Genomic DNA, 25,816 nt, shown 5'->3' with positions numbered 1-25,816 from the left:
GTACCTGTAATTATCTGTATCTGTAGCCAAGCCCCCATACAGTGTTGATATATTGCGGCTCGGAGGCGTCGTCTTCAATCTTCGAGCGGATACGTCTGATATTGACGTCTATTATCTTCGAATCGCCGACAAAATCTCTGCCCCAAATCAAATCTAGAAGTTCGTCTCTTGAAAACGCCTTGTGCGGATTTCTCATAAAGAGATCCATAATTGCGAATTCGGTCGGTGTGAGTTCGACATAAATGCCGTTTTTGAAAAATTGTCTCGTGTTTTGGTCGAGCTTAAACACATCGTCTTCGAGCGTGTCCGGCACATCCTTTATTTCAACCCTTCTTGCAAGACTCTTTATTCTCAAAATGAGCTCAGTCGGATTGAACGGCTTTGTCATATAGTCGTCGGCGCCGCTTTCCAGTCCCAAAATCTTGTCTACATCTTGGCTCTTTGCAGTGAGCATAATGATTCCGACATTGTTGTCGAGCTCTCTTATTCTCTTTGCAACCTCGAGCCCCGAAATGCCCGGAAGCATGACGTCCAAAAGCGCAATGTCCGGATTAAAATCGGCAAATGCGTCGAGTCCTTCTTCTCCGCTTTCCACGTCCAAAACTTCAAATCCTTGTCTTTCAAGATTTATCTTAATAAATCTTCTTATCGCTGTTTCATCTTCTACCACCAAAATTTTCAACATAATAACACCTCAATAACCTTTCTTAATACTAGTATACCCCAAAACTTGTAGTTAAATCAACATTTTATCGAAATGAAGTCATATAGAATTATTTTATTTCAGAAATAAGTCCAATCTCCAATTTCGCTTTTAAAATTCGCTTATACGCTTCGTCGATTCGTTTGTCGTCGACCTTTAAAAGTTCAGAAATAACGCCTTCCATCTCTTCATTCTTGTGGCAAACGAGTGGAATATCTCCGCCCGCTTCTACAAATTTCCTCGCCCTCGACTTCAAATCGCCATACGAATCGAGCGCCCCCATAGTGAGGTCGTCCGAAAAAATGAGCCCGTCAAAATGAAATTCATTCCGAATCTTGTCCATCCAAACTTTCGAAAGACTCGACGGCATCTCGTCGACTTTCGGCACCAAAATGTGTGCAACCATAACTCCTCGAAGAATGTCGAAATTCTTTGCAAATGGAATTAAATCCAACTTTTTCATCTCATCGTACGATTTATTTATCACAGGCAAAGTCTCGTGTGAATCGACATGTGTTGCACCGTGTCCCGGAAAATGTTTCCCAAGGCTCACAATATCGTTTTTGTTCATATACTTGATCGCATCTCTCGCATACTTTGCGACTGCTTCGTAGTCATCAGAAAAAGCTCTGTCGCCGATAATTCCGTTCCCCGGCTTTTGCGCATCGAGAACCGGTGAAAAACCGCCGTTTAAATTAAAATGATTGAGCGCATTCGTGATTCTCTTTCCATACTCCGTCGCCGGCTTGTTTTTAAAATACCAACTCGGTGAATTTGTCTTGCCGAAAACAGACTTCAAACGGTCCACACGTCCGCCCTCCTGGTCGACAAAAATAAACGGCTCGTGCACATTCATATTTTTATAGAGCGCCCTTATGTCCAAAACAAGTGCTTTGAGCTGTTTGTCGCTCGAAATATTTCGCTTAAAAAGAATTATTGAACCAGGTTTTTTCGCCTTTAAAAAGTCCTCCATCTTTTTGTCATATTCTGTGCCGTAAATTCCGGAGCAAATAAGCTCTTCCACTTTCGCTCTCTTGTCCACGGTTTTTATATAATTGTCAAGCTTTTCTTCGATGTTTTTTTCTTGAACTTCGTCTTTTGTCACATCTTTTTTTGCAACCTCAACCTCTTTTGAAGTCGCATTTCTCTCAGAATCGAGCACAATCTTCTTCATATTCGCTCCGCTGTTCTTTTTGCATCCGAAAGCGCACATTAAAAATACGCTCATAATAAACAATTTACAAATCCTATTCATCCGTCAAACTCCTATAATCATTAAAAAGTTCATCCAAATACTTCGACTTGAAACTCTTTTTTGAAAGCGACTCCAAATCGCCGGATAGTTCGGGGAAGACGAGCTCCCCTGCAACAAGTCTTTGGTGATTTTTGTCCTTTATATTTAATGAATTGTTAAAAGTGATGTCGCCGTATTTGTTGTCGCCGATAATCGGGTGCTTTAAAAGCTTCAGCTGCAACCTTATTTGGTGCGTGCGCCCGGTTATAAGCTCAATCTTTACAAGTGAAAAATCGTCGGCGCTCTCAATTGTCGTTATGACCGACTCCATACTCTTGTCGCCGTCATTTGATAGCTTCACCATATTTTTATTTTCATTTTTCTCGAACGAATTCTTCATAGTGCCGTTAAAATCTATCTTTCCGCGCACAATCGCGTGATAGAGTTTTTTAATTTCGCGATTCTTTATAAGCTCATTCACAGTCCTCAAAGCGTTTGCATTCTTTGCGGCAATAACAAGCCCCGCAGTATTTCTGTCGAGTCTATTTGAAATTGCCGGCACAAAAGAATGCTCGTCGCGCGGATTGTACTCGCCGTTTTCGCGCAGATAATTTATTACCCCGTCGACCACATTCGGCTCCTTTAAATTGTTTGAAACGTGGCAAAGAAGTCCAGCCGGCTTGTCCACAATCAAAACATTCTCGTCCTCATAAACAATCTCTATTTTCGTTTTATTAAATACCTCGCGTCTCCCCTTCGAAAATTTCTTGAAAGTCTCGTCGCTGAAATAAATCGTAACATCGTCACCCTCCGACAGAAGATATGAAGGCTCGCATTTCTTTTTATTAACTTTTATCTTTTTCTCTCTGAGCATTCGCATGAGGAAATTTTTGCCAGCATTCGGCATAAGCTTTTGCAAAAATCTGTCCACTCTTTGATTCGCATCATTTTCTTTTATTTTAATATTTATCATATATCTCTTCCATTCTTTTGTGATTCGTGTTATAATATTATTATATTAGATTTATGGAATTTAATCAATGAGGTGAAGAAATGACTAAAAAAGACAAAACTAAAGACCTTTTTTACAATGCCATTGATTATCTTGTAATGCTTGTCATTATAATCGGCGTTGTAATCATATTGGGTTGGAAATTTGAAATGCTCTTCAACAAGAGCGCCACAGACGACAATGAAATCGTCGAAAATAACACTGAGGAAGATGTTAAACCGACTGAAAGCGATACCGTTACAAAAGATATCTCGGAAGTCGACAAAATAGATAAAGAACAATCAGAAAACACAGAAAATACAGAAAATCCAAACGAAACCGAAGTTACAACAGACGAAAATACCGACGCTGAAAACACCGATGAAAACGGTACAACAGAAACGGAACAACCGACTGAAACTGAAACAACCGACACAGAAACGACGGAAAACGAAACAACTGTTGAAACTGATACAAAACCTGCTGAAAATACGGGCGGCGAAGTCACAATAAACATTCCGGCAGGCACCCTTCCGGGAGCAACCGGACAAATCCTTGCCGACAACGGAATCGTTGAATCGAGTGAAGCTTTTGTAAAAAAAGCTGTTGAACTCGGACTTGATAGAAAACTGAAGAGCGGTGAGTTCAAACTGACAAAAGGCATGAGCCTCGATGCAGTTGTAAAAGCTATCGCAAAACAATAATATTAAAATATGCACACCCTTCGGGGTGTGTTTTTTTGTGCTTTATATGTAATTAATTCGGTTTTTATAGTATCCGGTTTTATTATATGTGAATCGCACTTCTTTTCGCAGTCGGCGGATTGCAATTACTTTTGAACTCATTTAAATTTGGTTTTCAATTTCTAAAAAACCGCAACAAAAAAGCGTCCCAATCGGAACGCCGTTTCTCTCTTACTATCCTCTGATTCCTAGATCAGCGATTAGTTCTCTGTATTCATCGAGGTTTGTTCTTTCGAGATATTTCATCAAACCTTTTCTCTTACCAACCATCATGAGAAGTCCTCTACGACCGTGGTGGTCCTTAGGGTTCTTTTTCAAGTGTTCGTTGATTTCGTTGATTCTTTCTGACAAAATTGCAATTTGCACAGCTGTTGAGCCTGTGTCATTTGCGTGTTTTTGATACTTTTCGATGATTTCAGATTTCTTTTCTTTTTTAATCATTTTCTTACCTCCAAATATTAATTCGCCCAAAACAAAGCAATCGGTGAGGTTTTTCCAAATCCCTTGTTTCGGGTACATCGTTTATTATATCACATTTATTCTAGAATGTAAAGTCTTCCTCAATAATTTTCAAACATTTATTTTTATCTTTTGCAAGTTGCTTCTTAAGGCTTTCAATCGAGTCCATAGCCTCGTTTTCACGAAGGAAATCCACAAGTTCGAGTTTCATCTTTCTTCCATAAATTTCCTTGTCGAAATCGAAAATATTTGTCTCGCATGAAAATCTCGTTCCAAATGTTTCGGCAACGCCAATCATCGTCATGCCGAAGCCCGAGAAGTCGTCGACTTCCACTTTCGAGAGATATACTCCGTATTTCGGTCTTATGAGGTTGTTCGGAAGCTCAAGATTTGCGGTTTTATATCCGAATGTCTTTCCGCGACCGAATCCGTGAACAACTTCCCCTTCCAATCGAAAGTTTTCGTAAAGAAGAGAATTTGCTTTTTTTAGTTCACCGTTTTTTATAAGATTTCTAATGAGAGTGCTCGAAATTTTTTCGCCGTCAATCATAACATCTTCCATAACGATGACCTTAAAATTTTCGTCCTGGTTCATCAAAAGATATTTCACGTCGCCTTCGCGATTTTTTCCGAATCTGAAGTCCTCGCCCACAACCAAAATGTGACATTCGTCCTTTAGTCTTTCGAGAAATTCTCCTTTCGACTGATTTTTTACACTGCTAAAAACAAGAGTGTTGATATTTTTCACGCCGAGCTCTTTCAAAGCTCGAACCTTCTCCCCTCTTGTCATTATATTTTCACTCGTTTTTCCACTGTTTCCGAATGAATTGAAAGTGTAAACGGCGGGAGTTAAATGTTCTTTCTCCGCCATTTCAACTACTTTTTTTATGAGTCTTTGATGTCCGATGTGGACACCGTCAAAATAACCTATTGTTGCTACATTCATATTCTAACCTCAAATAAAAAATCTTGTGTATATCTGTCCGTCCTTGACTCCGCCAAATGCGAAGACAGTTCCCTCCGATTCGAGAAGTGCCACATCGATGCCATCTCGCTCCGTATCAATTCTGATTCCGTTCGAAAGCTTTTCACGCTCTCTTTCGGAAAGAGTTATACGCTCGTACGGAAGATTAATGTCGTCAATCGTCATGAGATTTTTCTCGATATTCTCGGGGGTTATCTCCTCGATTACTCGAGCGTCCTCAAGTGAAAATTCTCCCATCTTTTCTCTTTTTAAACTCGTGAGATAAGATGCGACACCCAAACTCATCGTGTAATCGTAAATGAGTTTTCGTACATAGGTTCCCTTTGAAACGCGCGTGACAAACGAAAAACTTTCGCTCGACTCTTTCTTTATAGAAAGGTCATAGACAAAAATCTTTCTCGGCGGTTTCGTGATGTTCTCGCCCTTTCTTGCGTATTCGTACAGCTTCTTTCCATTGTGTTTAAGCGCGCTGTAAAAAGGCGGAACTTGCATTTGCTCCCCGATAAAATTCGAGATATTTGAAAGAATAAGTTCGGGAGAAAGTGTCTTTGTGCGTTCTATAATCTCTCCGTCGATATCGAGCGTGTCCGTGCCGACTCCTTGAATAAATGTGCCGCTGTAAGTTTTTTCGAGATCCATCAGATAATCGCTCATCCTCGTGTATTTTCCGAGGAGAACGATAAGAAGTCCTTCGGCAAACGGGTCCAAAGTACCCGAGTGCCCGATTTTCGTCTTTATGTCCATCTCTTTAAATGCGAATTTAATCTTTCGAATCACATCGTAACTCGTCATGCCTTTTTTCTTGTTCACAAGAAGGATGCCGTCAAGATTAAAGCTCATTTTTGATTGCCTCTGTGAGTGAATTTATAAGTTCGTCGACTTTCCCCTTGTATGTCAGTCCCGAAGCGTTTTTGTGTCCGCCACCTCCGAACTCCGTTGCGACTTTTGAAACATCGAGGTCGCCTTTCGAGCGAAGTGAAACTTTGTAAACGTCGTCTTCAACTTCCTTAACGATAAAGGAAACCAAAACGCCTTCCGTGTCCCTTATAAAATTTATAATCTCGTCGAGATCATAGATAAAAGCGCCCGCTTTTTCCATATCGTCCCTCGTTATAACCGTGTATGTGAGCGCTCCGTCAAGCGCTTCAGTCATTTTTTCAAGCCCGATTTCAAGGATTCTGAGCTTTCTTATCGGCTTCGATTGATAAATGTTTAAATTTATCAAATTCATATCGGCTCCGAGCGACAAAAGTTTCTCCGCAACTTTAAAAGTCTCGGCTTTCACATTTGTATAAAGAAAGCGGCCCGTGTCCGTCGAAAGCCCCGTAAAAAGGCAAGTCGCAACGTCACTCGAGAGAGTTTCACCGGTTCTAAAGAGAATCTCAGAAAGCAGTTCGCAGGTCGAGCTTATTTCCGGCTTGATAAAATTTATATTTCCATATCCCTCATTTGTCATATGGTGGTCGATGACGACGCGCGTTTTCGCATTTAAAAACGTGTCTCTGTTGTCGCCCAGTCTCTCCAAGTCGGCGCAGTCCATCGAAAAATAAAGGTCGCACTCGCCCGAAAAATCTTCCGGAGATACAATCTCCGAAAGACCCGGCAAAAATTTATATTGATTAGGGATGATGTCACTTTTTAAAAGCGTGACATCTTTTCCCAAATCCTTCAAAAAATTGTAGAGCGCCGTTATGCTTCCAAGATTGTCGCCGTCAACGGATACGTGGCTCGAAATGCAAATCTTGTTCGCATCTTTAATAGCTTCCGAAAACTTTTCGGCATAACTTTCAAATCTTTTAATCTCGTCCAAACTCATCGTCATTCTGATACTTTTCTCCATCCGAATAATCTTCGATTTCATCGAGCGGATTGTCGTCGTTGTGCTTGATATTTAGCGTTTTTAAAATGCTGTTTATGTGGTCCGCATATTCAATCGAGTCGTCGAGTGCGATTCGAAGCTCCGGAACTTGTCTTATTGAAATCGACTTTGCAATTTTGGTCTTGAAATAACCTTCCGCATTTTTCAAGGTTTCAATAATTTTGTTCTTTTCTTTTGTATTTCCAAGAACGCTGAATTTCACGTCGCAAAAAGATAAGTCGCTTGTGACTGAAACGTCCGTAACGCTTGTTAATGACGAGACATTCGGGTCTTTCATATCCCTCAAAGCTTCGGCGATAACCTTTTTAATTTCAGCATTTATTCTTTCCTGTCTTCTTTTATCCATTTTGCACCTCAACCATTTGATATGCTTCGAAAACGTCACCCACTTTGACGTCGTTGAATCTTTCTATGCTCATTCCGGCTTCATAGCCCGCTTGAACTTCGCGAACGTCGTCCTTGAAGCGTTTTAAAGATGCAATATTTCCGTCGAATATAACAACGTCGTCTCTCAACACACGCACTTGTGCATTTCTAAGAATCTTTCCGGATTGTACATAAACCCCTGCAACAATAGTGTTGTTCGGGAGTTTAAATGTCTCACGAATTTCCGCTCTTCCAAGGAGTTCTTCCTTGATTTCCGGCTTAAGCATACCCTTGACGGCGTTTTCAACGTCTTCTATAACTTCATAAATAACTTTATAGGTTCTTATATCAACTTCGAGTTCCTTTGCAAGGTCAATTGCTGCAAGATTCGGTCTTACGTTAAATCCGATGATAACGGCGCCCGAAGCGTTTGCAAGCATGACGTCGGATTCGTTAATTCCACCGACACCTGTGTGAATTGTCTTTATGACAACTTCGTCGTTTGAAATCTTTTCAAGCGATGATTGAAGCGCTTCAACGGAGCCTCTTACGTCACCCTTGATTATGATATTAAGGTCTTTAAGTTCCCCTGCCTTAATTTGGTCGTAGAGATAATCGAGACTTACCTTGTGGCGATCACGGAGTTCTTCTTCTCTGATCATTTCTTTTCTCTTGTCCGCAATTGTTCTCGCCATGGTCGGGTCGTCAACGGCGTAGAGAAGTTCTCCCGCTTCAGGAACGTCCGAAAGTCCCAAAACTACAACCGGCGTTGAAGGGCCAGCCTTTTTAATCGGTTTGTTCTTGTCGTCAAACATAGCTCTGACTCTTCCCGAAGCAACGCCGCTCACGATTTCGTCTCCCGCATTCAAAGTTCCCTTTTGAACGAGGACCGTTGCAACAGGACCTCTGCCTTTGTCAAGCTGTGCTTCAACGACAACACCGACAGCTTTTCTGTCCGGATTTGCCTTAAGTTCTTCAACTTCGGAGACAAGTAAAATCATTTCAAGAAGTTCATCGATGCCTTGACCGTTCATTGCGGAGACCGGAACTGTGATTGTGCTTCCGCCCCAATCTTCAGGTGTGAGGCCTTCTTCAAGGAGTTCCTGTTTAATTCTGTCCACATTTGCAGTCGGTTTGTCGATTTTATTTATTGCAACGATAATCGGAACATTTGCAGCTTTCGAGTGGTTTATAGCTTCGATTGTTTGCGGCATAATTCCGTCGTCCGCAGCGACAACTATAACTGAAATATCCGTTATATTTGCCCCTCTCGCTCTCATCGATGTGAATGCTGCGTGGCCCGGAGTGTCCAAAAATACAATTTTCTTTCCGTTTATATTGACCGTATAAGCCCCGATATGTTGCGTAATTCCGCCCGCTTCACCCGTTCTTACATGAGCATTTCTGATTGAGTCCAAAAGACTTGTCTTACCGTGGTCAACGTGTCCCATAACTGTGACAACCGGTGGACGCGGCTTCAAATCTTCCTCTTTGTCTTCGAAGTCGAGCTCAAATTGGTCGTTTATAATCTCTTCGTTCGACATTTCCGGCTCGATTTTTACATCAAATTCTGTCGCAATGAGTTCAGCCGTTTCATAGTCGATCGGTTGATTTTGCGCAACCATCATTCCGAGTTCAATGAGCTTTCCGATGACAAGATTTACCGGAGTTCCGATTTTTTCGGAGAAATCGCTCACAATGATTGATTCCGGAATTTGTACAACTTCATCGATTACAGTTGCTTCATTCTTCGTTTCCTTGTCCTTTTTCTTCGGCTTCTTCTTTTTATTATTAATCCTTGTCTTTTCAAAGAAATCGACATCCGTGTCTTCGTACTTCTTGTCCTTGTACTTGTCTCTTGATTTCTTTTTATTCTTTTGCGGAACGCTCTTCTTTTCTACCGGCGGTCCGAAGATTTCGAGTTCCGGTTGCTTGTCGCGTTTCTTGTGATCACGACGCTTATTTCTATTTCCTTCATCGTCGTCTAGATTTCTCTTGTAAAATTCTTCATTTGAGCCGTTTTTATTTCTGAAATCCTTCTTGTTGTCACGACGTCTGTCACCGCCACGATTGTCGCCACGGTTGTCATTTCTGTTGTTGGAATACTTCTTTCCGCGGTTGTCGCCACGATTGTCTCCTCTGTTTCTGTCGCCTTGCCTCTTGTTTCTGTCATTTCTGTCGTTTCCGTCACGTCTGTCTTCGTTTTGTCTGTGTTTTTCGTAAACTTTCTTACGTGCAAGCTCGACTTGCTTTACAACAGCGTCGGCAAGCTTCGAATCGATGCTCGCCATATGTGAATTTACTTCAATGTTGAGTGCAGCAAGCATGTTTAACATATCCTTGCTAGATATGTCCAGTTCCTTTGCCAACTCATAAATTCTCACCTTAGACATATTAATCACTCTCCTTTTTTATATCATCTAAAAGAACTTCAAAGTCCTCATTATTTATATTTGTTTTAAGTGCCACTTGCAATTTGTCGCGGAGTTTCGGGCTCAAAAGGCATTTCTCGTCCTTCATGACATATGCCCCTCTGCCGTTCATCTTACCGCTCTTGTCAAAAACGACCCTTCCGTCACTCGATTTCACAATCCTAAAAAGTTCGTGTTTGGGCGCACCTTCCATACAGACCACGCACCTTCTCACTCTCTCGTTTTTGGATGAAGTTTCAGCTTTTTTATTTTTCATATATCTATCTATTCATCGCCTTTCTCTTCATCGGATTCGTGAAAATCGTCGTCAAAATATTCATTGTCAATCTCGAGCTCTTCGTCATATTTGCTGTAATCGTCATAAAGCTCATCCGAATAATCGTCGCTGTAGCCGCTGTCATAGTGCGATTTGTATGCTTCTTCATATTCATTTTCGTCATATTCATCATAATCTTCGTCGTCGAAGTCGTTGGAATCATCGTTAACGTCTTCGTGTTCGTCATTGGCATAATACTCATCGCTTAGACCTTCAAGTTCATCCGCATGTTCTCTTAAAAATTCTTCGTATGTGTCGTCGCTCTTGATATCTATTTTCCAATTTGTGAGGCGTGCTGCAAGTCTTGCGTTTTGTCCTTCCTTGCCGATTGCGAGCGAAAGTTGGTCGCCCGGCACGAACACAACGCTTGAGCGCTCGTCCTCATTTATAATAACATGTGTTACATCCGACGGAGCGAGACTGTTTTTGATATATTCAGCCATGTCGCTCGACCAGAGAATGATATCGATTTTTTCGCCGTTCAGCTCGTCTACAACAGTTCTTACACGATTTCCTTGAAGACCTACGCATGCTCCGAGCGGATCCACATCCTTGTCCCTCGAGAAAATCGCAATCTTACTTCTCGAGCCCGCTTCACGCGAAACCTGTGCGATTTCTACAACGCCGTCCATAATTTCCGGTACTTCGATTTCAAAAAGCTTCTTCACAAGGTTCGGGTGACTTCTCGAAAGCACAACTTGCGGTCCCTTTCCGGTCTTTTTAACCTCGAGAATAAGCATCTTCTTTTGGTCCCCGACGTTCAAAATCTCATTCGGAATTTGTTCATTCAAAGGCAAAATCCCTTCGAGTCTTCCCATGTCGACAAATGCATTGCCCTTTCTTATTCTGTTGATTTCGCCTGTGATAATATCGTTTTCACGGTTCACAAAATCCCCGTAAATCGCTTCTCTTTCAGCGTCTCTAATCTTTTGAATAACAATTTGCTTTGCAGTTTGCGCAGCGATTCTTCCGAAATTTTTTGGAGTGATTTCGATTCTTACAACGTCACCCACGCTCGGGTTTGAAAGATACTCCTGTGCGTTCAAAACGGAAATCTCGGTGTTTTCATCTTCAACCTCTTCGACAACCGTCTTTTTGTTGAAAACCTTAACTCTGTCGTCGAGATTTTCAAACTCCACATCAACGTCAATTTGGCTTCCCGTGTTATAATTCTTTTTATAACTCGAAACCAATGCAGCTTTGATTGAATCTATAATTTGCTCCTTCGAAATCCCCCTCGTTTTTTCAATTTCGTCGAGAGCTTCTAAAAATTCTTGGTTCATAATTCCCACCTCTTTCATTTTTATAAATATAAAAGAGAGGATTTCGGCCTCTCTTTCTCATCTACATACATTTTAACATATTCAAACAAATAATACAACTAGTTTGAAAAGATTTTTACGATTAAAACATACTCATCTGGTTCGTCTCTTGAAGACCCCCGAGAAGATTATGTTCCTCCATAAATCTGACGCATGTGTTATTAAGTTTTGTTCGTTTTTGCAAATCTTCAATGCTTATAAATCTCTTGATTTCTCTTTCTTTTACAATATTCTCACTCACGGATTCGCCGAGACTCGGGATTGTTGAAAGCGGCGGCAAAATTCCGTCATCTGAAACCGCAAATCTTGCCGATTCCGATTTATAAAGATCCACATTGTCACATTTAAATCCTCTCAAATACATCTCGCGCGCAATGTCATAAACTTTTAAAATTTCTTCTTCCTTTTTCGTGTTTTTCGGAAGCGATTTAAGTTCATTCATTCTTTCATTTATTGCATCGAGTCCGCTTGAAATGATTTCCATTTCGAAATTGTCCTTCTTGGTGCTTAAGAAAGTCGCATAAAACTCTCTCGGATAATGGAGCTTGTACCACGCAAGTCTGAACGAAAGCATGACATACGCAACGGCGTGCGCCTTCGGGAACATGTATTTAATCTTGTTACAGGAGTCGATATACCACTCCGGCAAATTGTGCGCCCTCATTTTCTCCTCGTCCTCCGGCGTCAAAGGTTTTCCCTTTCTCACCTTTTCCATCGTAAAGAAAGAAAAATCGTTCGGAAGACCCGCATTTAAAAGATAGGTCATGATGTCCTCTCTCGTTGCAATAACGTCTGCGATTTTGCAAGTGCCTTCGCGCACGAGAATCTGTGCATTGTTTGTCCAAACGTCCGTCCCGTGACTAAGACCGGAAATTCTTATTAAATCCGAAAAAAGTTGCGGCTGCGTTTCGACGAGCATATTTCGAACAAAATCCGTTCCGAACTCAGGAATTCCAAATGTTGAAACTTCCGAGCCAAGTTCTTCTTTCGTTAAACCAAGTGGTTCAGTCGACACAAACATCTTCAAAATTTCCGGGTCGTCGAGCTTTATAGAATCACTTTTAACACCTGTCAAATCTTCAAGCATCCTTATCATAGTCGGACCATCGTGCCCAAGAATATCAAGTTTTAAAATGTTCGAGTGGAGTGCTTTATACGCAAAGTGCGTCGTAAAAACTCCGGTCGACGCGTCGTCCGCCGGATATTGTATCGGCGAGAAATCGTGGATGTCCTTGTTTTTCGGCACAATCATAATCCCGCCCGGATGTTGCCCCGTCGTTCTTTTAATGCCGACGATGCCGTTTATAAGTCGATTTATTTCAGCTTCGGAGACCACTTCTCCGTGTTCTTCGAAATAGTTTTTTACATATCCGTATCCGACCTTGTCCTGTATTTTCGCAAGAGTTCCCGCTCTAAAAACATAGCCCTCACCGAAAAGCTCTTCGACAAATTTATGTGCCACACTTTGATATTCACCCGCAAAGTTGAGGTCGATATCCGGCTCTTTGTCCCCGTTAAATCCCAAAAATGTTTCGAAAGGAATATTAAATCCATCTTTTTTAAGCGGCTCACCGCACACCGGACACACCTCGTCCGGCATATCGATTCCGACATTGTACTCGCCGTTTGTAAAGAACTTGCTGTACTTACATTTTTTGCAAACATAATGCGGCGGAAGCGGATTTACCTCGGTGATATCGCTCATCGTTGCCGCAAAACTCGAGCCAACCGAACCACGGCTCCCGACGAGATAACCGTCGGAGTTCGACTTGTTAACGAGCTTCTTTGCAATAATATACATGACGGAGTAGCCGTTTCCGATTATAGAATGCAGCTCTTTTTCGAGTCTTTTATCGACAATCTCCGGAAGCGGATCTCCATAAATTTTCTTTGCATTTCCGATACATGTATTTCGAAGTTCATCTTCCGAGCCTTCGATAATCGGTGGAAATTTTTCTCGCGGTATCGCTCTCATAGTTTCCACTTCGTCGAGTAACCAATTGGAATTTGTGACCACAATTTCCTCTTTTTTGTCGTACGGGATATAATCGAGCCCGTCCATAATCTCTTGTGTAGTTTTTATATATAGCGGCGGTGCAGAGTCGGCCCTGAAGTCTCCGCGACTTTTTCCCAAAATCTTTCGATATATAACATCTTCCGGCGTTTTCTCATACACATTTCCGCCCGCAATCATCTTCATATTTGCATTCGATAAAAATTCGAAATATCCTCCGAGAACATTCGAAATATTTGAAATTTGGGGATACTTAGCACCGATAAGACCGGCGTAGTGGTCGGTCGGTTGCACTTCGCAAAAATCGTATTTCTCAAGGCGGCTCTTTATGTCCGAATAGAGAAAACCGTCGGAGTAATACGAGAAAATTTCGCCTTTGACCGCTTCAGCGCCGATGATAAGCCCCTCTCTGTGCTCCATCAAATCCGACAAACTGACACGCGGAACTTTGTTGAAGTTCTCGGTGCAGCTCTTTGTGATGATGAGATATAAATTCTTAAGTCCGACTTTGTTCTTCGCATAAAGAAGCATACGATAGCTCGTGCGCCTGTCTTCGTACGAAACTTTGTAAAGGTCGGAATAACTTTCGATTTTCCCGGAAGTTTTGAGCATTGTCATCATATTTATGAAAAGGTGCGCAGTTGCTTCGGCGTCGTCAACAGCTCTGTGGTGGCTGACAAGCCTTATGTTTAACTTGTCCGTCAAAGTGTCAAGCTTATAATTTCTCACACCTTCAACCAAATCGCGCGCCATCTTCATCGTGTCCGCAAACGGATTTTTTATCTCGATGCCGAACTTCAAAAACTTCTGCTTAATAAACCCGACGTCGAAGTTTGCGTTGTGCGCAACGAGCACACATCCGTCGATAAATGCGAGAAAATCATCCTTGATGTCCTCAAAATACGGCTCATTTTTTACGAGCTCGTCATCTATACTCGTGAGATTTGATATGACAGTCGGAATCGGCGACTTCGGCTTTATGAGTTGATTGTATCTTTCGATAATCTCGCCGTCTCTGACCTTAACAGCACCGATTTCAATGAGCTCGCATTCGTATGGATTGAGCCCCGTGGTTTCAATATCGAAAACCACATAGTCTCCATTGTTTTCGCTATAATCCTGAACATATTTTTCGGTGTCATCAAAAAAGTTCGCTTCCATACCGTATCCTATTTTAAAAGTCTCGTCTCCCATGTCCATGACGTTCGGATAAGCTTGAACGCACGCATTGTCGGTAACAAAAATCCCGCGGTGTCCCATTTGTTTATAGATGCCGACCAAATCCTCCGGCTCAATCGAACCCTCGAGAAGGCTCATCTTTGTGTGCGCATGAATCTCGACGCGTTTGTTAACGCTCTCGTCGATTTTCAGGAGTTTAGGAAGCACCTCATAGTTTCGCATAATAACCGCCATTTGATGGTCGAATTTGTCATATTTATATTCGCCGTTTAAACGCAGTCTCGTGCCGTTTTTAACGGAATTGTCGAACTCGTCGTTTTGCTCATCGCGCAAAAAACATTTTACACAGATGCTCTCCGTGCCGTCGTACACAAAGAACTTGACAATCTTTAGTCCTTCAGTCCTCGTGTCCGTCTTTGAAATAGAAAAAACTTCCCCCTCAATCGTCGGGAAAGTGTCTTCTTCAGCGAGCTCTTTAATCTTTATAACCTCGCCGAATTTGTTTGTCTTCGGCTTATAATAAGTCTTTTTTTGCGGCTTGTCATTTGACTTTTTATCCTTCGACTCTTTTTTAAGATTCTCCATAATCGTCTGATGGTTATCGACGTAACTCGCATCCTCATTTTCGATTTTGGCTTTGAAGTCCTCATATTCACCCTCCGAAGTGTTGTTTATAGTCTCCTCAATCATCGCAAGGTCGTAGTCCTCGTCCTCAAGCTCATTCAAATTTCTCGAAAAATTGTCAATCGAAATCGTATATGCCGGGAAATAATCGCTGAATTTATTTTTTAAAAACGAAATATCCTCATTTGAAAGCTCCATGTCCGAAGTCGAGAAAATGTCAAGTTCCTTCGTTTTTTCGTACAGAACCGCCTTGTCGATTCGAAAACCTCTCTCGCTATAAAATTTTCTGTCCTCGTCACATGTTAAAACAGAATCAATTATGTTCATTGTCAATCTCCGTAATTCTCTCTATAAGCGTTGATATAGCGTCTTGTCTCGTGACTTCCTCCAAAATCTTACCCTTTTTAAAAATAATGCCGCCGTTTTTATTGAGGGCAAGTCCGATGTCCGCTTCTCTTGCTTCGCCCGGACCGTTCACGTGGCAACCCATAATTGCAACGCTCATCTTGCCCTTGATTTTCGGCTCTTTTCGCTTAAAATCCTTGACCATAGAAATCATGTCCCCATTTGTCCTTGCGCATGTCGGACAGCTGATAAGGTTTATTCCGCGTTTATTGAGCCCGAGACTCTTTAAAATATAATTCCCCGCAATGACCTCTTTGTATGGCTCGTCTGTTAAACTCACCCTTATCGTGTCGCCTATTCCCTCGAGAAGCAGAGTTCCGATGCCGATTGCGCTCTTTATCGAGCCTTCCTCGTACGGTCCCGCTTCGGTCACGCCGAGGTGGAGCGGATAATTCTTAAGCCTCGAATATTCTCTATAACTTTCGACACATGTCTTTATATCGGAGCTTTTTATCGCGACTTTGAAATTTCTAAAGTCCAAATCTTCCAAAGTCTCCGTCTCCGCAATTGCCGAAGAAACAAGCGACTTTGCGTTCACACCGCCGAAGCGGTCGATCACATCGGTCGCAATCGAACCCGAGTTCACTCCGATTCTTATCGGAACATTTTCTGATTTTAGAGCGGAGACAAGCTTCTTCAAATCCTCTCTACTCTTCATATTGCCCGGATTTATTCTTATGCAGTCCGCTCCGTTTTCAAGCGCCCACATCGCAAGGCTGTAATCGTATTGAATGTCCGCCACAACCGGCACATGAATGCGTTTTTTAATTGCTTTTAAAGCCTTTGCATCCGCCTCGTCGTTTATCGCACATCGAACGATGTCCAGTCCATATTTTTCGCACAAAAGAATTTGGTTTGCCGTCGCTTCCGCATCTTTCGTGTCCATATTCGTCATTGTTTGTACGCTAACAGGAGCTCCCCCTCCGACGGGAACTCCTCCGACAAATATCTTCAAGGTCTCCGACATAAAATCACCTCAATCTTAAAATGTCGTTATAAGTCACTCTAACAAATAAATATAGCATAAATGCCATTCCGATATATGAAATGACCGTTCTTGTTTTTTCCGAAATCGGTCTTCCGATAATCGCTTCAACGATGTAGATGACCGCTTGTCCACCGTCCAAAGGAATGATTGGCAAGAGATTAAATGCACCGACCGAAACGCTGATTCCCGCAATCAAAAGGAGAACCATCAAAAGATTTATGCTTTCCTGTTTCGTCATAAATCCTGCAAATCCGACAATTCCCATCATTTGGTCGTCAACTTTTACAAAAATCTTCTTCAAAACTCCGAAAATTTGTCCGAGCATTTCCCAAATCGTCGTTGCCGCTTCTTTGAAAGCCTTTGCCGGCGATTTTATAAGTTTAAATGAAACGCCGAATGACCCATCTTCCTTTAAACTCGGAACGTCAACCGTCTCGATTTCACCGTTTCTCTTTATTGTCATCTTAAAACCGTCTTCCGAAAGAAAATCCTTGTCCTTCGTAAATTCGGTAATATTTTTTACATCTCTGTCATTTACTTTTAAAATTTCGTCGCCCGGCATCATTTCGACCTTTTCGGCGACTGAATTCGGCATGATTTGGTCAACCGTCATGCTTTGCGTGCCTATAAATGTAAAAATAAAAAAGAATAAAACATAAGCAAGCACGAAATTCATGATGATTCCGTTTAAAATAATAAACATTTTCTTTCCGAACGATGCATCAGGAAGTGCAGTGTATTTCGAATCATCAAACTCTTCGAAAAGTCGTTCTTCCTTTTCACTGTTTTTGGTTTCGTCTTTGTCGAAACTGCAGAAACCGCCGAGCGGCAAAAGCCTTATGGTAAACTTCGTTCCGTTTTTAAACCACGAAAAAAGTTTAGGTCCGAAGCCGATTGCAAATTCATAGACGCGAACGCCCGAAATTCTTCCGGCAATGAAATGTCCCCATTCGTGAACGGTCACGATAAAAAGTAAAATAAATAATGATAAAACTATCTTCATAAAATCCCCATTTCAATAAATATAATATAAAGCCCGAACGAAACGAACAAAAGACTGTCAAATCTGTCCAAAATTCCACCGTGGCCCGGCAAGATGTCGCCGTAGTCCTTGATTCTCGTGGCGCGTTTTATGCCCGATGCAAAGAGATCTCCAAACTCAGCTAAAATTCCAAGTATCAAAAGCGCTGCGATTAACTTTATGTCGATTTTCACACTTGGAAAAAGAAAATGAATCGGAATAAGACCGAGTCCAATCGCTCCCAAAAGTCCACAAACTGCTCCTTCCACAGTTTTTTTCGGCGAGACTTTCGGACAGAGCTTCTTCTTTCCAAAGAGCGAGCCTCCCAAATATGCAAACACATCCGCACCCGTTGTTATTGCGAAAATTACTAGAAAATAGTGGTGATTCTCGCTCGTGTAATTCGAGAAAAAAGTCCCGATATAAACAATGTATAACGCCGTCATAAGCGACATACCGATGTTTAAGAGTCTCTTTTCCGTCAAATCGAAAATATATGTTATAAAAAGTGTTAAAACCAAAATCGCGAAAATAAGTTGCTCAAACGGAATGAGAAAACTCGTCGACTCAAAAGTTTTAATCACATACGAAAGTGCGGCTTTCAAAAAAACCGCAATCATAATCGGCACATAATTTATTTTAACATCGATATTTTTGAATGCATTTCGAAGTTCGACAATCGCAAAAAGCATCATGAGCGTTGTAAATGCCGTGACTGCTGTCGCTCCCAAAAAATACATAATTGCGTACACTGCGACAATGAAAATCCCCGTAATTAAACGCGTTTTAAATGTTGACATTCTACAAACCTCCAAATCTGCGATTTCTCTTTTTAAAATCGTCCATACATCTGTCCAAAATCTCCCGGTTTATTTCGGGCCAGCTCTCGTCGATGAACATCAGCTCCGAATAAGCGGCCTGTAGAAGCAAAAAGTTCGACAGTCGCTGCTCTCCGCTCGTTCTCAAAATCAAATCGGGGTCTTCTTCGCCATGTGTGTAAAAATAATCCGAAAGCGTTTCGTAGTCGACCTTGTCGATTTTCCCCGCCTTTGCATCCTCTATAATTCCGTTTACCGCATGCACAATCTCCGCGCGTCCCGAATAATTTATTGCAAAATTCACGATGAGTCCCGTGTTGTTCTTTGTGAGCTCGATTGATTCCCCGAGCTTCTTTTGAACAATCTCCGGAAGAGCCGACATATCGCCCAAAACGCGTACAATCGCATTCTTTTCGTGTAAACGCTTGAGCTCCTTGTCCACATAAGTGACCAAAAGATTCATCAAAAAACTGACCTCGCTTTCGGGTCTTTTCCAATTTTCGGTCGAAAAAGCGTAAAGCGTGAGAACATCAATGCCTCGCTCGTCCGCCCACTCAATCGTCTCTATAACCTTCTCCATACCGACCTTGTGGCCGTATGTCCTCGGCATCATGCGCGCCTTCGCCCACCTGCCGTTTCCATCCATAATAATTGCTAAATGCATAAAATCCTCTTTAAAAATAATCTTTAATATAGAATACCATAAAATAAGATAATTTTCAAAAAATGAATTCTATATTTGTATAAAATTATAACTTTAAAAACCGCTTGATTCACATGATTTGACGTTTATAAATCAAATTATCCAGTAAATGATTGTGCGAAAAATTTATATTTATTACATTTAATTTTTCCATAAACGCCTTATGTAACAGGCTTCGGTTTAGTAGAGAAAAAAATAGCGGAAGATTCCTCTCCCGCTAAAACATTTCTTCGTCATTTACTTAAATTATAATTGCATAAATAAAAGTTGATAAAGATATAAATATAGGCAACTAAATTTCAAAATTTTCTTTTTTATTCATATTAAATCTACAAAGCTATCCTCTTCCATTTTCTAATCTTAGTCCTAAATGTTCCAAACGGCGCTACTGTATTTACATGAATAAATTTATACACTTCCCAAGTTGCAGTTTTGGTCGCCCCATCCGCCCATTTTCTCATATGTGTTTTAAATAACTCTTCATCTGTTAATTCATCAATCATAAAACAAATATTAGCTACATTTTTTGTCAGTTCTTCTTTTAGCTCATTTAAAGATTTATGAGCATAAGTATCTGTAAACCACTCATATAATTCTCCAAGTTGATTCCATTTGAAATTATCCGACGGCGTTTTAACATCTATACCTCTTTTCTCATCCTCTTCCCATTTTAAAAGTAAAGTTGTCCAACCTACTTGATAGGCAAGATTTTCTGCCGGTGTCCTATCAACTTCTTCTACTTTTTTGTCTTTTAGTTCTTCCGGTATATTATCAAACTCCGAAATATACTTTTCAAAAGTTTTCTTTATCTCATTTTTTAATTCTTCCTTACTTTCATAAGACCTCATATGTCGACCTCCGTGGTTTGTATACAGATATTATACCAAAAATATTTTTATCTTTATATTAATTTATAAACTTGTAATCATACTGTTCCTATTTATTTTCTATAAAATAATTTCCATATATGAACTCAAATCTTCCTTTGTCACAGATATTGTATCGTATCCATGACAAGAATTCAATTTAGAATAAATTTAATATCCTAATAACAATTCATCATCTTCATCTGAAGAAGGATGGATTTATTAACAAACATATTATAGAATTAAAAATATATGCCGAGCCTAAAGAACCATATTATATAAAAAGCGATTAGACTTTAATTCTAATCGCTTAAAAACATTTTAACTATTTTATTTCCTTAACCATTTGCCATATTATCTATATTCCAATAAATATCAGAAACTATTCACATAAGGGAGGAAACGCAAAAGTTTTTTAATTTAATAATCTTATTCGTTCAACTCCCAAATATAATAATTTTTATGCTCTGTAACTCTCACATATGCATACACCATCTCTTTATATCTGAACTCGAATATATTCTCCATCACTGACTTATTGGCGTCACTCGTTTCTACATATGTCCACCCTAAATCTTTCATATAATCAACCAAATCTAAATCTTTATTAGCAATCATAATTCTAGGATATTCTTGAATCTCATAACATTCTTTGTCTAAAATGCAAACTTGTATAAAACCGGTTGCTACGCGGAGTGGATTAGGTTCTACAAACACATCCACGGAAATAATTATAATAAAAACAACTATTATAGTAGCTAAAAGAATACTCTTATTTTTCTTTGACATTTTACTCATTATTAATAATATTCTCCTTAATAAATAAATTTTCTGTTGCACTTGATTTGACAAATTATCTCACTAAAAAAGGAATAACTTTTTCATAATTCCTTTTTTATAATATTATATTATTTTTTTAATTGTCTTTAATCAAAATCTCTCAACTTAATAATTCACAGCTACTACCTGTTTGACGTTCATATCAGAATATGCAACATTTCTAAAACTTGCACTCCACCCATCAGCTATTTCAAAATAACCATTAGAATATGATACAACAGCAATTGAATGTCCACCTTTTTTTGAACCTAATGTATCTACAGAAACATGGAGAAGTTTTCCTCTTTCCAATTCACTTTGCATAATTTTAGATGATGTTCCACTTAGTTTAGAAGAATCTTTTGGTTTTGCATTTAAATCTCTACCAACTTTTATATACGACGGTGCTATTTTACTTCTCACAGTCCCTGAGTCTTTACTACCACTCACACCTCCATTAGTATCCATTGCAATATAAAACTTTGCGAACACATCATTATTGCTGTAAGAATTTGATAAACTTGATTTACCTAAATACTTAAAATACTTCATTATAGTTGTTGCAGCTGTTGGAGAACAATGATCGTGTGGATATACTCTTCTTCCTTTAGAATCCGTAATCTTCATATCATCAAAGTCCTCTGTAACACATGGTGTAAAATATGATCTTTTTGCAAATGTTGATTCTGAAACTTTTAATTTTTTCAATTCAGGTTCAACAGGTCTTCCAAATTCAACTTTTCTTTCAGAAAAAGTTTCTTCTAATTCATTTTTTGTAATTGTTGAAGGATAAATTCCACTTTCTGGCATCAAATCAATAATTTCTCCATTTTTTAATTCAACATAAATTTCAAAAGGATTTACAAAATACACTATTTCTCTATACGCATCTTCATAGGTCAAACCAGCTTTTTCTAAAAGTTCTCCAAGTAAAATTCCTTCATTGCTATAATCATATATATGCCCACTTTTTACATCTTTTATTACATATCCCACATATTCATTTAATTCATTTTTGAATTCTATATATTCAGCAACTACATTTGCATCAAAATCTAATAACTTAATTTTCCTTTGCGGTTGCAAATCATTATCAATATTATCCACTTTATTCTCTTTAACTAAAAGATTAGTTTCAATATCATAGCTATTTTTCCTATCAACTTTATCTGTGCATGTAGAATATGCAGTTACCCCGATTATGGAAAATACTATAATTAGCATTAAGAACGTGCATATTAAATTTAATTTTATTTTCTTATTATCCCTACTATTTTTCAACTTTTTTCCTGCCTCCTTTTTTATTTCCTCCAGCTGTGTTACAGCCTGCAAATGTTATTAATTTTTGATTTCTAGCGGTACTCCATAAATTTGTATAATTACTATTTGAAGAACCTGACTGACATACAAATTTATATGTTCCAAAACTTAATACATTTTCGTTCCCATGTCCAGATAAAAATAAAATATCTGCTCTCAAGCGAGTATCTGTAAAATCACTTTTTGTTGGATCTTTTAAGGTAACTACTCTATAGCCAGCACTCTTGTATGCTGAAGAAGCATTGATTGCATCTTCTCTTGTATCTACTCCATCGCCAAAATTTTTACCTGCCGACACTGCTAAACCACCATTTGCATATACTGGTACCGATAGCGAAAAGCAACACATAACTAAAATGGCTATAAATACAACTTATATATTTCTTATCTTCATAATAATAATCTTCTCTTTTATTTAAAAAAATTAAATGGGAAAATTAAAAATTCAGTATCTATAAAATACGAACCATCATCTTCCAATTTGTGATATTTTGTATATGAGTATAAAATAGCCTTATATGAAATTGATCCTCCGTCTTTATAATGATATTTTATTGGAAAATACATTATTGATAAAACAATAAATAAAATAACAAGCTTGATTCTAACTTTTCTTCTTTTCACGACTCACCCCATTTTCTTTAAATATACACAATCATCTGTAATTTTCATAAAATTTGTGTATTAGATAAATTCTTTTTTATAGTTCTACTATTTGCATAATAGATTTTTAATCACAAATGTCTATAAAATACTGCTATTACGTATATATAACTTAAATCTTTTTTTCAATTCTAATTTCATCAGCTCTATTATTCTTGTCTTTACCAATTATTGTTAATTTATAAGAGTCCTCAATGTAGAATTCCCAATAATAAACTCCACTACCTAAATCATTATGTTAATACTTTTCTAAATAATCCCATTTATGGACTATCAAAATTAGAGTACTTATCGTTAATTTCATAATAATATAAATCTTACAGAGGAGATATGCCCCTCTGTAAGATTGTTTTTTATCTAGTTATATAGTATCCACAAAATGTTGGATAACTAAGACTTCCATAGTCTCTATCACATTCTTCTAGATCGTAAATATATTTACCAGAAGAATCTCTATAAGATAATTCTAAAAACTCTATATCCGTTAGAATAAAAATATATTTTAACTCTGACTTTATAAAGTTTTTTATATATCCTTGAACTCCTTCCCTTTGCGTTTTGATATTAATAGTTGTAATATCAAGCTCATGATTACAAGAAACAAACTAACATAAAACATAATTGTCAAATTACTTATATTATTAGTTTCTGTGACTGCTGCATAAAATAAAGGACCCCAAAATATTAAATGACCAAGTAGGTTTAACCCCATCTTATATTTAGGCTTGGACTTTAAAAACATTTCTCCAAAAATAATTATTAGACCAAGTATAGAACTAGCCTTGTTATAAAAAATATAAGCAAGTCCAGAATATTGTTTTACACCATAAATTCCTGACCACTCAAATAATAAAGTGAACATGGGTATGATTTTTGCCAACAAGTAAATTATTTTTTCTTTAATCCTAAATTCTGTCAATTTAGATAATGACTTTTTCATTTTTACTCCTTTAATAATTCTTTGTATATAATTTTGTTTAACTATTTGTCTTCCCCAAATATAATTTGATCTATTCTTTCTTTCAAATTATAAGAAGTGGAACATACTCAAATTAGTGGACACAAAAACTGTTTAATTCTTTTGTCTAAAAACAGCAAAGAGCAAGATGATGCTAACAATCAAACCTACGCCAAATTTCACCCACATTACCATTGGCGAAACACTCCATTCAGGATGATTTGCTGCTGCTATATAATCTTTAACTAACAAATATGTCCCGATCATAGCAGGAATTAAAGAACCGAAAACTTTTGCTACAACTTTTAATGTCATATAATATTCTCCTTTGCACCACGCCACGTAGAAGATACTTGGCTTGGTTTTTTTTCTGAACCATAATAAAACCAGTTTCTACTATCGTCTATTTTAGGATATTGGCGTTTCATCTTTTTTTCTCCCGCATACAGAGATTGAGAAACAAAATTAGCACAATCAACACCCCAATCAGGAAATGTGGGATTATAATTCTCCCAATACTTTTTGCATAAGCAACACCTTTTGAAGCTGCATCTTTTTCAGAGCTTCTATATAAAATATTTGTTTTCAAATATTTTTTAACAATTGTTTCGTCGAAATTATCTTCTGATTCCATATCCTCAATATATAGCAGAGCCAACTCTTTATCCGATTTGTTCATTTTATCAAGATTTTTCTTTAAGATTTCAATATTCTTTTCAGTTGTATCTAGTGTCGCTTCATATCCTGGATTTAGGTTTTCATTAATATAATTAACAACTAGCTCATATCCATCTGGCTCATAAGAAACTTTACTATTTTTACTTTTATAATACTCATTATCATCAACCATATACTCTATCTTATTTAACATATTAGCTTTTGCTTTTTCTGCGATAGCCTTATTTGAAAGATTTGGATACATACCCCTATACATATTGAAAATCTCAATATAAGATGATATATATTGATTTATAGACTCTGTTTCCATTGTCGGATATAGGTTCTGTAGTTCTATCAAAAAGGTTTTGGTTTCATATATGTCGTCAATATTAACTTTTAAAACCTCATTAGTACTGAATACTTTTAAAACTTTACTTGGAACATAGTTCACGGCTAATTGCTCTTCTTTAGAAAGAGAATTATACCAGTTTAACCATTCTATATCTTTATCCGACAATCTAAGTGTTTGTACTAGCTCATAGTTTACACTTAATTGTTCCTCTTTACTTAGACCATTAAACCACTCTTGCCATTCTTTAGGGCTGACTTCTGAGTTATTATTTGCTGATGAATCAAATACATTTGTTGACATTGCTGTTAACAGCATCATCATGGCTATTAATAGAGTAAATCTTTTTTTCATTTCTTACCTCCTCATATAATTTTGTTTAACTATTTGTCTTCCCCAAATATAATTTTATCTATTCTTTCTTTCAAATTATAAGAAGTTTTGTATATCCCCTCTGTATCCTTATTATTCGATTTTATATTGTACCAATATTTATTATCTGTACTAAGGGAATCGTCATCTCATATTTCTATCTCATATTCCTTATTATCATGTACTTTAATTAAATATGTTCCTTCAGAATAGGCATTATCCAATCCTAGATATTGATTATTTGAATCATATAAACTAGAATCTTTCTTCAATTCATTTAACTCTTCTAAAATTTTTCTTTGTTGATCTTGGGTTGTGACTAATTCTTTAAAAGTTTCTTGTTTTTCATCATAAATATTAACTGTCAAAGAGATTTCATCTTTTTCTTTGTTTATAGTTTTATCATTAGAATTTAAACAAGAGCTTAAATTAATCATAAAAAATAATACTAGCATCAACCCAAATATTTTTTCTTTTGAAATTATCTGGAACATACTCAAATTAGTAGACACATAAATAGCAACAAACTCCATAATTGTAGACAAAGAAATAAAAATATATTATTATTATAAAAGGAGGTCTTTTATGACTACAAAGCGTTATGATGAGGATTTTAAAAAATCCATT

Annotated in this window: 25 protein-coding genes and 1 pseudogene; 1 reads left to right on the top strand and 25 read right to left on the bottom strand. The window is 38.3% G+C overall.

Going from position 1 to position 25,816, the window contains the following annotated elements; genetic code table 11:
• Positions 1–10: 10 nt before the first annotated feature.
• From SPI61_RS01235 to SPI61_RS01225, 3 genes are all read right to left on the bottom strand, one after another.
• Entirely contained in the window at positions 11–685 is a 675-nt protein-coding gene (locus tag SPI61_RS01235; RefSeq protein ID WP_321136328.1) for a response regulator transcription factor, read from the bottom strand.
• 88 nt (positions 686–773) lie between these two features.
• The gene (gene nagZ / locus SPI61_RS01230; protein WP_321136327.1) at positions 774–1,958 is read right to left on the bottom strand and encodes a beta-N-acetylhexosaminidase; all 1,185 of its coding nucleotides are present in this window, start codon (positions 1,956–1,958) and stop codon (positions 774–776) included.
• Complete coding sequence (locus tag SPI61_RS01225) at positions 1,951–2,910, bottom strand: RluA family pseudouridine synthase (RefSeq protein ID WP_321136326.1); 960 nt, start codon at positions 2,908–2,910, stop codon at positions 1,951–1,953. The genes nagZ and SPI61_RS01225 overlap by 8 nt, the downstream gene beginning before the upstream one ends.
• Positions 2,911–2,990: 80 nt before the next feature.
• Between SPI61_RS01225 and SPI61_RS01220 the strand changes: the two genes are divergently transcribed.
• Positions 2,991–3,632: a hypothetical protein gene (locus SPI61_RS01220; RefSeq protein ID WP_321136325.1), complete on the top strand. Its 642-nt coding sequence runs from the start codon at positions 2,991–2,993 to the stop codon at positions 3,630–3,632.
• 213 nt (positions 3,633–3,845) lie between these two features.
• Here the strand turns inward: SPI61_RS01220 and rpsO are convergent, their stop codons facing one another.
• From rpsO to SPI61_RS01110, 22 genes and pseudogenes are all read right to left on the bottom strand, one after another.
• A complete protein-coding gene (gene rpsO / locus SPI61_RS01215; protein WP_321136324.1) occupies positions 3,846–4,112 on the bottom strand; it encodes a 30S ribosomal protein S15 in 267 nt (88 codons plus the stop codon).
• Between the two features lie 100 nt (positions 4,113–4,212).
• The gene (ribF, locus tag SPI61_RS01210; RefSeq protein ID WP_321136323.1) at positions 4,213–5,076 is read right to left on the bottom strand and encodes a riboflavin biosynthesis protein RibF; all 864 of its coding nucleotides are present in this window, start codon (positions 5,074–5,076) and stop codon (positions 4,213–4,215) included.
• Between the two features lie 9 nt (positions 5,077–5,085).
• Positions 5,086–5,955 carry a tRNA pseudouridine(55) synthase TruB gene (gene truB, locus SPI61_RS01205; protein ID WP_321136322.1) on the bottom strand — a complete coding sequence of 290 codons (870 nt, stop codon included), beginning with the start codon at positions 5,953–5,955 and terminating at the stop codon, positions 5,086–5,088.
• Positions 5,945–6,955: a bifunctional oligoribonuclease/PAP phosphatase NrnA gene (locus SPI61_RS01200; RefSeq protein WP_321136321.1), complete on the bottom strand. Its 1,011-nt coding sequence runs from the start codon at positions 6,953–6,955 to the stop codon at positions 5,945–5,947. Before SPI61_RS01200 ends, truB begins: the two co-directional genes overlap by 11 nt.
• The gene (gene rbfA, locus SPI61_RS01195; protein ID WP_321136320.1) at positions 6,912–7,340 is read right to left on the bottom strand and encodes a 30S ribosome-binding factor RbfA; all 429 of its coding nucleotides are present in this window, start codon (positions 7,338–7,340) and stop codon (positions 6,912–6,914) included. The genes SPI61_RS01200 and rbfA overlap by 44 nt, the downstream gene beginning before the upstream one ends.
• Positions 7,333–9,753, bottom strand: a complete 2,421-nt coding sequence (gene infB / locus SPI61_RS01190) for a translation initiation factor IF-2 (protein ID WP_321136319.1) — start codon at positions 9,751–9,753, stop codon at positions 7,333–7,335. Before infB ends, rbfA begins: the two co-directional genes overlap by 8 nt.
• Position 9,754: 1 nt before the next feature.
• Entirely contained in the window at positions 9,755–10,048 is a 294-nt protein-coding gene (gene rnpM / locus SPI61_RS01185; protein WP_321136318.1) for an RNase P modulator RnpM, read from the bottom strand.
• A gap of 8 nt (positions 10,049–10,056) precedes the next feature.
• Positions 10,057–11,409: a transcription termination factor NusA gene (gene nusA, locus SPI61_RS01180; protein WP_321136317.1), complete on the bottom strand. Its 1,353-nt coding sequence runs from the start codon at positions 11,407–11,409 to the stop codon at positions 10,057–10,059.
• Positions 11,410–11,512: 103 nt separating this feature from the next.
• The gene (locus SPI61_RS01175; protein ID WP_321136316.1) at positions 11,513–15,574 is read right to left on the bottom strand and encodes a PolC-type DNA polymerase III; all 4,062 of its coding nucleotides are present in this window, start codon (positions 15,572–15,574) and stop codon (positions 11,513–11,515) included.
• The gene (gene ispG / locus SPI61_RS01170) at positions 15,561–16,619 is read right to left on the bottom strand and encodes a flavodoxin-dependent (E)-4-hydroxy-3-methylbut-2-enyl-diphosphate synthase (protein WP_321136315.1); all 1,059 of its coding nucleotides are present in this window, start codon (positions 16,617–16,619) and stop codon (positions 15,561–15,563) included. The genes SPI61_RS01175 and ispG overlap by 14 nt, the downstream gene beginning before the upstream one ends.
• Positions 16,620–16,623: 4 nt before the next feature.
• Positions 16,624–17,643: a M50 family metallopeptidase gene (locus tag SPI61_RS01165; RefSeq protein ID WP_321136314.1), complete on the bottom strand. Its 1,020-nt coding sequence runs from the start codon at positions 17,641–17,643 to the stop codon at positions 16,624–16,626.
• Entirely contained in the window at positions 17,640–18,461 is an 822-nt protein-coding gene (locus tag SPI61_RS01160) for a phosphatidate cytidylyltransferase (protein WP_321136313.1), read from the bottom strand. Before SPI61_RS01160 ends, SPI61_RS01165 begins: the two co-directional genes overlap by 4 nt.
• A gap of 1 nt (position 18,462) precedes the next feature.
• Positions 18,463–19,143: an isoprenyl transferase gene (locus SPI61_RS01155; RefSeq protein WP_321136312.1), complete on the bottom strand. Its 681-nt coding sequence runs from the start codon at positions 19,141–19,143 to the stop codon at positions 18,463–18,465.
• Between the two features lie 368 nt (positions 19,144–19,511).
• Positions 19,512–20,030 (bottom strand): ClbS/DfsB family four-helix bundle protein, encoded by a 519-nt coding sequence (locus SPI61_RS01150; RefSeq protein WP_321136311.1) that lies wholly within the window; start codon positions 20,028–20,030, stop codon positions 19,512–19,514.
• A 447-nt stretch (positions 20,031–20,477) separates the two neighbouring features.
• Positions 20,478–20,846, bottom strand: a complete 369-nt coding sequence (locus SPI61_RS01145; protein ID WP_321136310.1) for a hypothetical protein — start codon at positions 20,844–20,846, stop codon at positions 20,478–20,480.
• Positions 20,847–20,993: 147 nt separating this feature from the next.
• Positions 20,994–22,148, bottom strand: a complete 1,155-nt coding sequence (locus tag SPI61_RS01140; protein WP_321136309.1) for a C39 family peptidase — start codon at positions 22,146–22,148, stop codon at positions 20,994–20,996.
• Complete coding sequence (locus SPI61_RS01135) at positions 22,138–22,485, bottom strand: hypothetical protein (RefSeq protein WP_321136308.1); 348 nt, start codon at positions 22,483–22,485, stop codon at positions 22,138–22,140. Before SPI61_RS01135 ends, SPI61_RS01140 begins: the two co-directional genes overlap by 11 nt.
• Positions 22,486–23,376: 891 nt before the next feature.
• Positions 23,377–23,790, bottom strand: coding sequence for a hypothetical protein (locus tag SPI61_RS01130; RefSeq protein WP_321136307.1), 414 nt, complete (start codon positions 23,788–23,790; stop codon positions 23,377–23,379).
• Positions 23,791–23,922: 132 nt separating this feature from the next.
• Entirely contained in the window at positions 23,923–24,123 is a 201-nt protein-coding gene (locus SPI61_RS01125; protein ID WP_034547689.1) for a hypothetical protein, read from the bottom strand.
• Positions 24,120–24,272 (bottom strand): annotated as a pseudogene (locus tag SPI61_RS01120) (hypothetical protein); the annotation flags it as partial. The pseudogene SPI61_RS01120 and the gene SPI61_RS01125, both read right to left, overlap by 4 nt.
• Positions 24,233–25,171: a hypothetical protein gene (locus SPI61_RS01115; protein WP_321136306.1), complete on the bottom strand. Its 939-nt coding sequence runs from the start codon at positions 25,169–25,171 to the stop codon at positions 24,233–24,235. The gene SPI61_RS01115 and the pseudogene SPI61_RS01120, both read right to left, overlap by 40 nt.
• Before the next feature lie 167 nt (positions 25,172–25,338).
• The gene (locus SPI61_RS01110; protein ID WP_321136305.1) at positions 25,339–25,626 is read right to left on the bottom strand and encodes a hypothetical protein; all 288 of its coding nucleotides are present in this window, start codon (positions 25,624–25,626) and stop codon (positions 25,339–25,341) included.
• Between the last annotated feature and the right edge of the window lie 190 nt (positions 25,627–25,816).

Source organism: Ezakiella sp. (assembly GCF_034180565.1).
Lineage (GTDB): Bacteria > Bacillota > Clostridia > Tissierellales > Peptoniphilaceae > Ezakiella.
Note: the sequence above shows the minus strand (reverse complement) of the source record. Positions and strands in the feature narration are given on the sequence as shown.

What these genes read in the sequence shown, in the direction of transcription:
- SPI61_RS01235 (WP_321136328.1), bottom strand. Translation starts at nt 685, where the DNA reads ATGTTGAAAATTTTGGTGGTAGAAGATGAAACAGCGATAAGAAGATTT.
- nagZ (WP_321136327.1), bottom strand. Translation starts at nt 1,958, where the DNA reads ATGAATAGGATTTGTAAATTGTTTATTATGAGCGTATTTTTAATGTGC.
- SPI61_RS01225 (WP_321136326.1), bottom strand. Translation starts at nt 2,910, where the DNA reads ATGATAAATATTAAAATAAAAGAAAATGATGCGAATCAAAGAGTGGAC.
- SPI61_RS01220 (WP_321136325.1), top strand. Translation starts at nt 2,991, where the DNA reads ATGACTAAAAAAGACAAAACTAAAGACCTTTTTTACAATGCCATTGAT.
- rpsO (WP_321136324.1), bottom strand. Translation starts at nt 4,112, where the DNA reads ATGATTAAAAAAGAAAAGAAATCTGAAATCATCGAAAAGTATCAAAAA.
- ribF (WP_321136323.1), bottom strand. Translation starts at nt 5,076, where the DNA reads ATGAATGTAGCAACAATAGGTTATTTTGACGGTGTCCACATCGGACAT.
- truB (WP_321136322.1), bottom strand. Translation starts at nt 5,955, where the DNA reads ATGAGCTTTAATCTTGACGGCATCCTTCTTGTGAACAAGAAAAAAGGC.
- SPI61_RS01200 (WP_321136321.1), bottom strand. Translation starts at nt 6,955, where the DNA reads ATGGAGAAAAGTATCAGAATGACGATGAGTTTGGACGAGATTAAAAGA.
- rbfA (WP_321136320.1), bottom strand. Translation starts at nt 7,340, where the DNA reads ATGGATAAAAGAAGACAGGAAAGAATAAATGCTGAAATTAAAAAGGTT.
- infB (WP_321136319.1), bottom strand. Translation starts at nt 9,753, where the DNA reads ATGTCTAAGGTGAGAATTTATGAGTTGGCAAAGGAACTGGACATATCT.
- rnpM (WP_321136318.1), bottom strand. Translation starts at nt 10,048, where the DNA reads ATGAAAAATAAAAAAGCTGAAACTTCATCCAAAAACGAGAGAGTGAGA.
- nusA (WP_321136317.1), bottom strand. Translation starts at nt 11,409, where the DNA reads ATGAAAGAGGTGGGAATTATGAACCAAGAATTTTTAGAAGCTCTCGAC.
- SPI61_RS01175 (WP_321136316.1), bottom strand. Translation starts at nt 15,574, where the DNA reads ATGAACATAATTGATTCTGTTTTAACATGTGACGAGGACAGAAAATTT.
- ispG (WP_321136315.1), bottom strand. Translation starts at nt 16,619, where the DNA reads ATGTCGGAGACCTTGAAGATATTTGTCGGAGGAGTTCCCGTCGGAGGG.
- SPI61_RS01165 (WP_321136314.1), bottom strand. Translation starts at nt 17,643, where the DNA reads ATGAAGATAGTTTTATCATTATTTATTTTACTTTTTATCGTGACCGTT.
- SPI61_RS01160 (WP_321136313.1), bottom strand. Translation starts at nt 18,461, where the DNA reads ATGTCAACATTTAAAACGCGTTTAATTACGGGGATTTTCATTGTCGCA.
- SPI61_RS01155 (WP_321136312.1), bottom strand. Translation starts at nt 19,143, where the DNA reads ATGCATTTAGCAATTATTATGGATGGAAACGGCAGGTGGGCGAAGGCG.
- SPI61_RS01150 (WP_321136311.1), bottom strand. Translation starts at nt 20,030, where the DNA reads ATGAGGTCTTATGAAAGTAAGGAAGAATTAAAAAATGAGATAAAGAAA.
- SPI61_RS01145 (WP_321136310.1), bottom strand. Translation starts at nt 20,846, where the DNA reads ATGAGTAAAATGTCAAAGAAAAATAAGAGTATTCTTTTAGCTACTATA.
- SPI61_RS01130 (WP_321136307.1), bottom strand. Translation starts at nt 23,790, where the DNA reads ATGAAAAAGTCATTATCTAAATTGACAGAATTTAGGATTAAAGAAAAA.
- SPI61_RS01125 (WP_034547689.1), bottom strand. Translation starts at nt 24,123, where the DNA reads ATGACATTAAAAGTTGTAGCAAAAGTTTTCGGTTCTTTAATTCCTGCT.
- SPI61_RS01115 (WP_321136306.1), bottom strand. Translation starts at nt 25,171, where the DNA reads ATGAAAAAAAGATTTACTCTATTAATAGCCATGATGATGCTGTTAACA.
- SPI61_RS01110 (WP_321136305.1), bottom strand. Translation starts at nt 25,626, where the DNA reads ATGATTAATTTAAGCTCTTGTTTAAATTCTAATGATAAAACTATAAAC.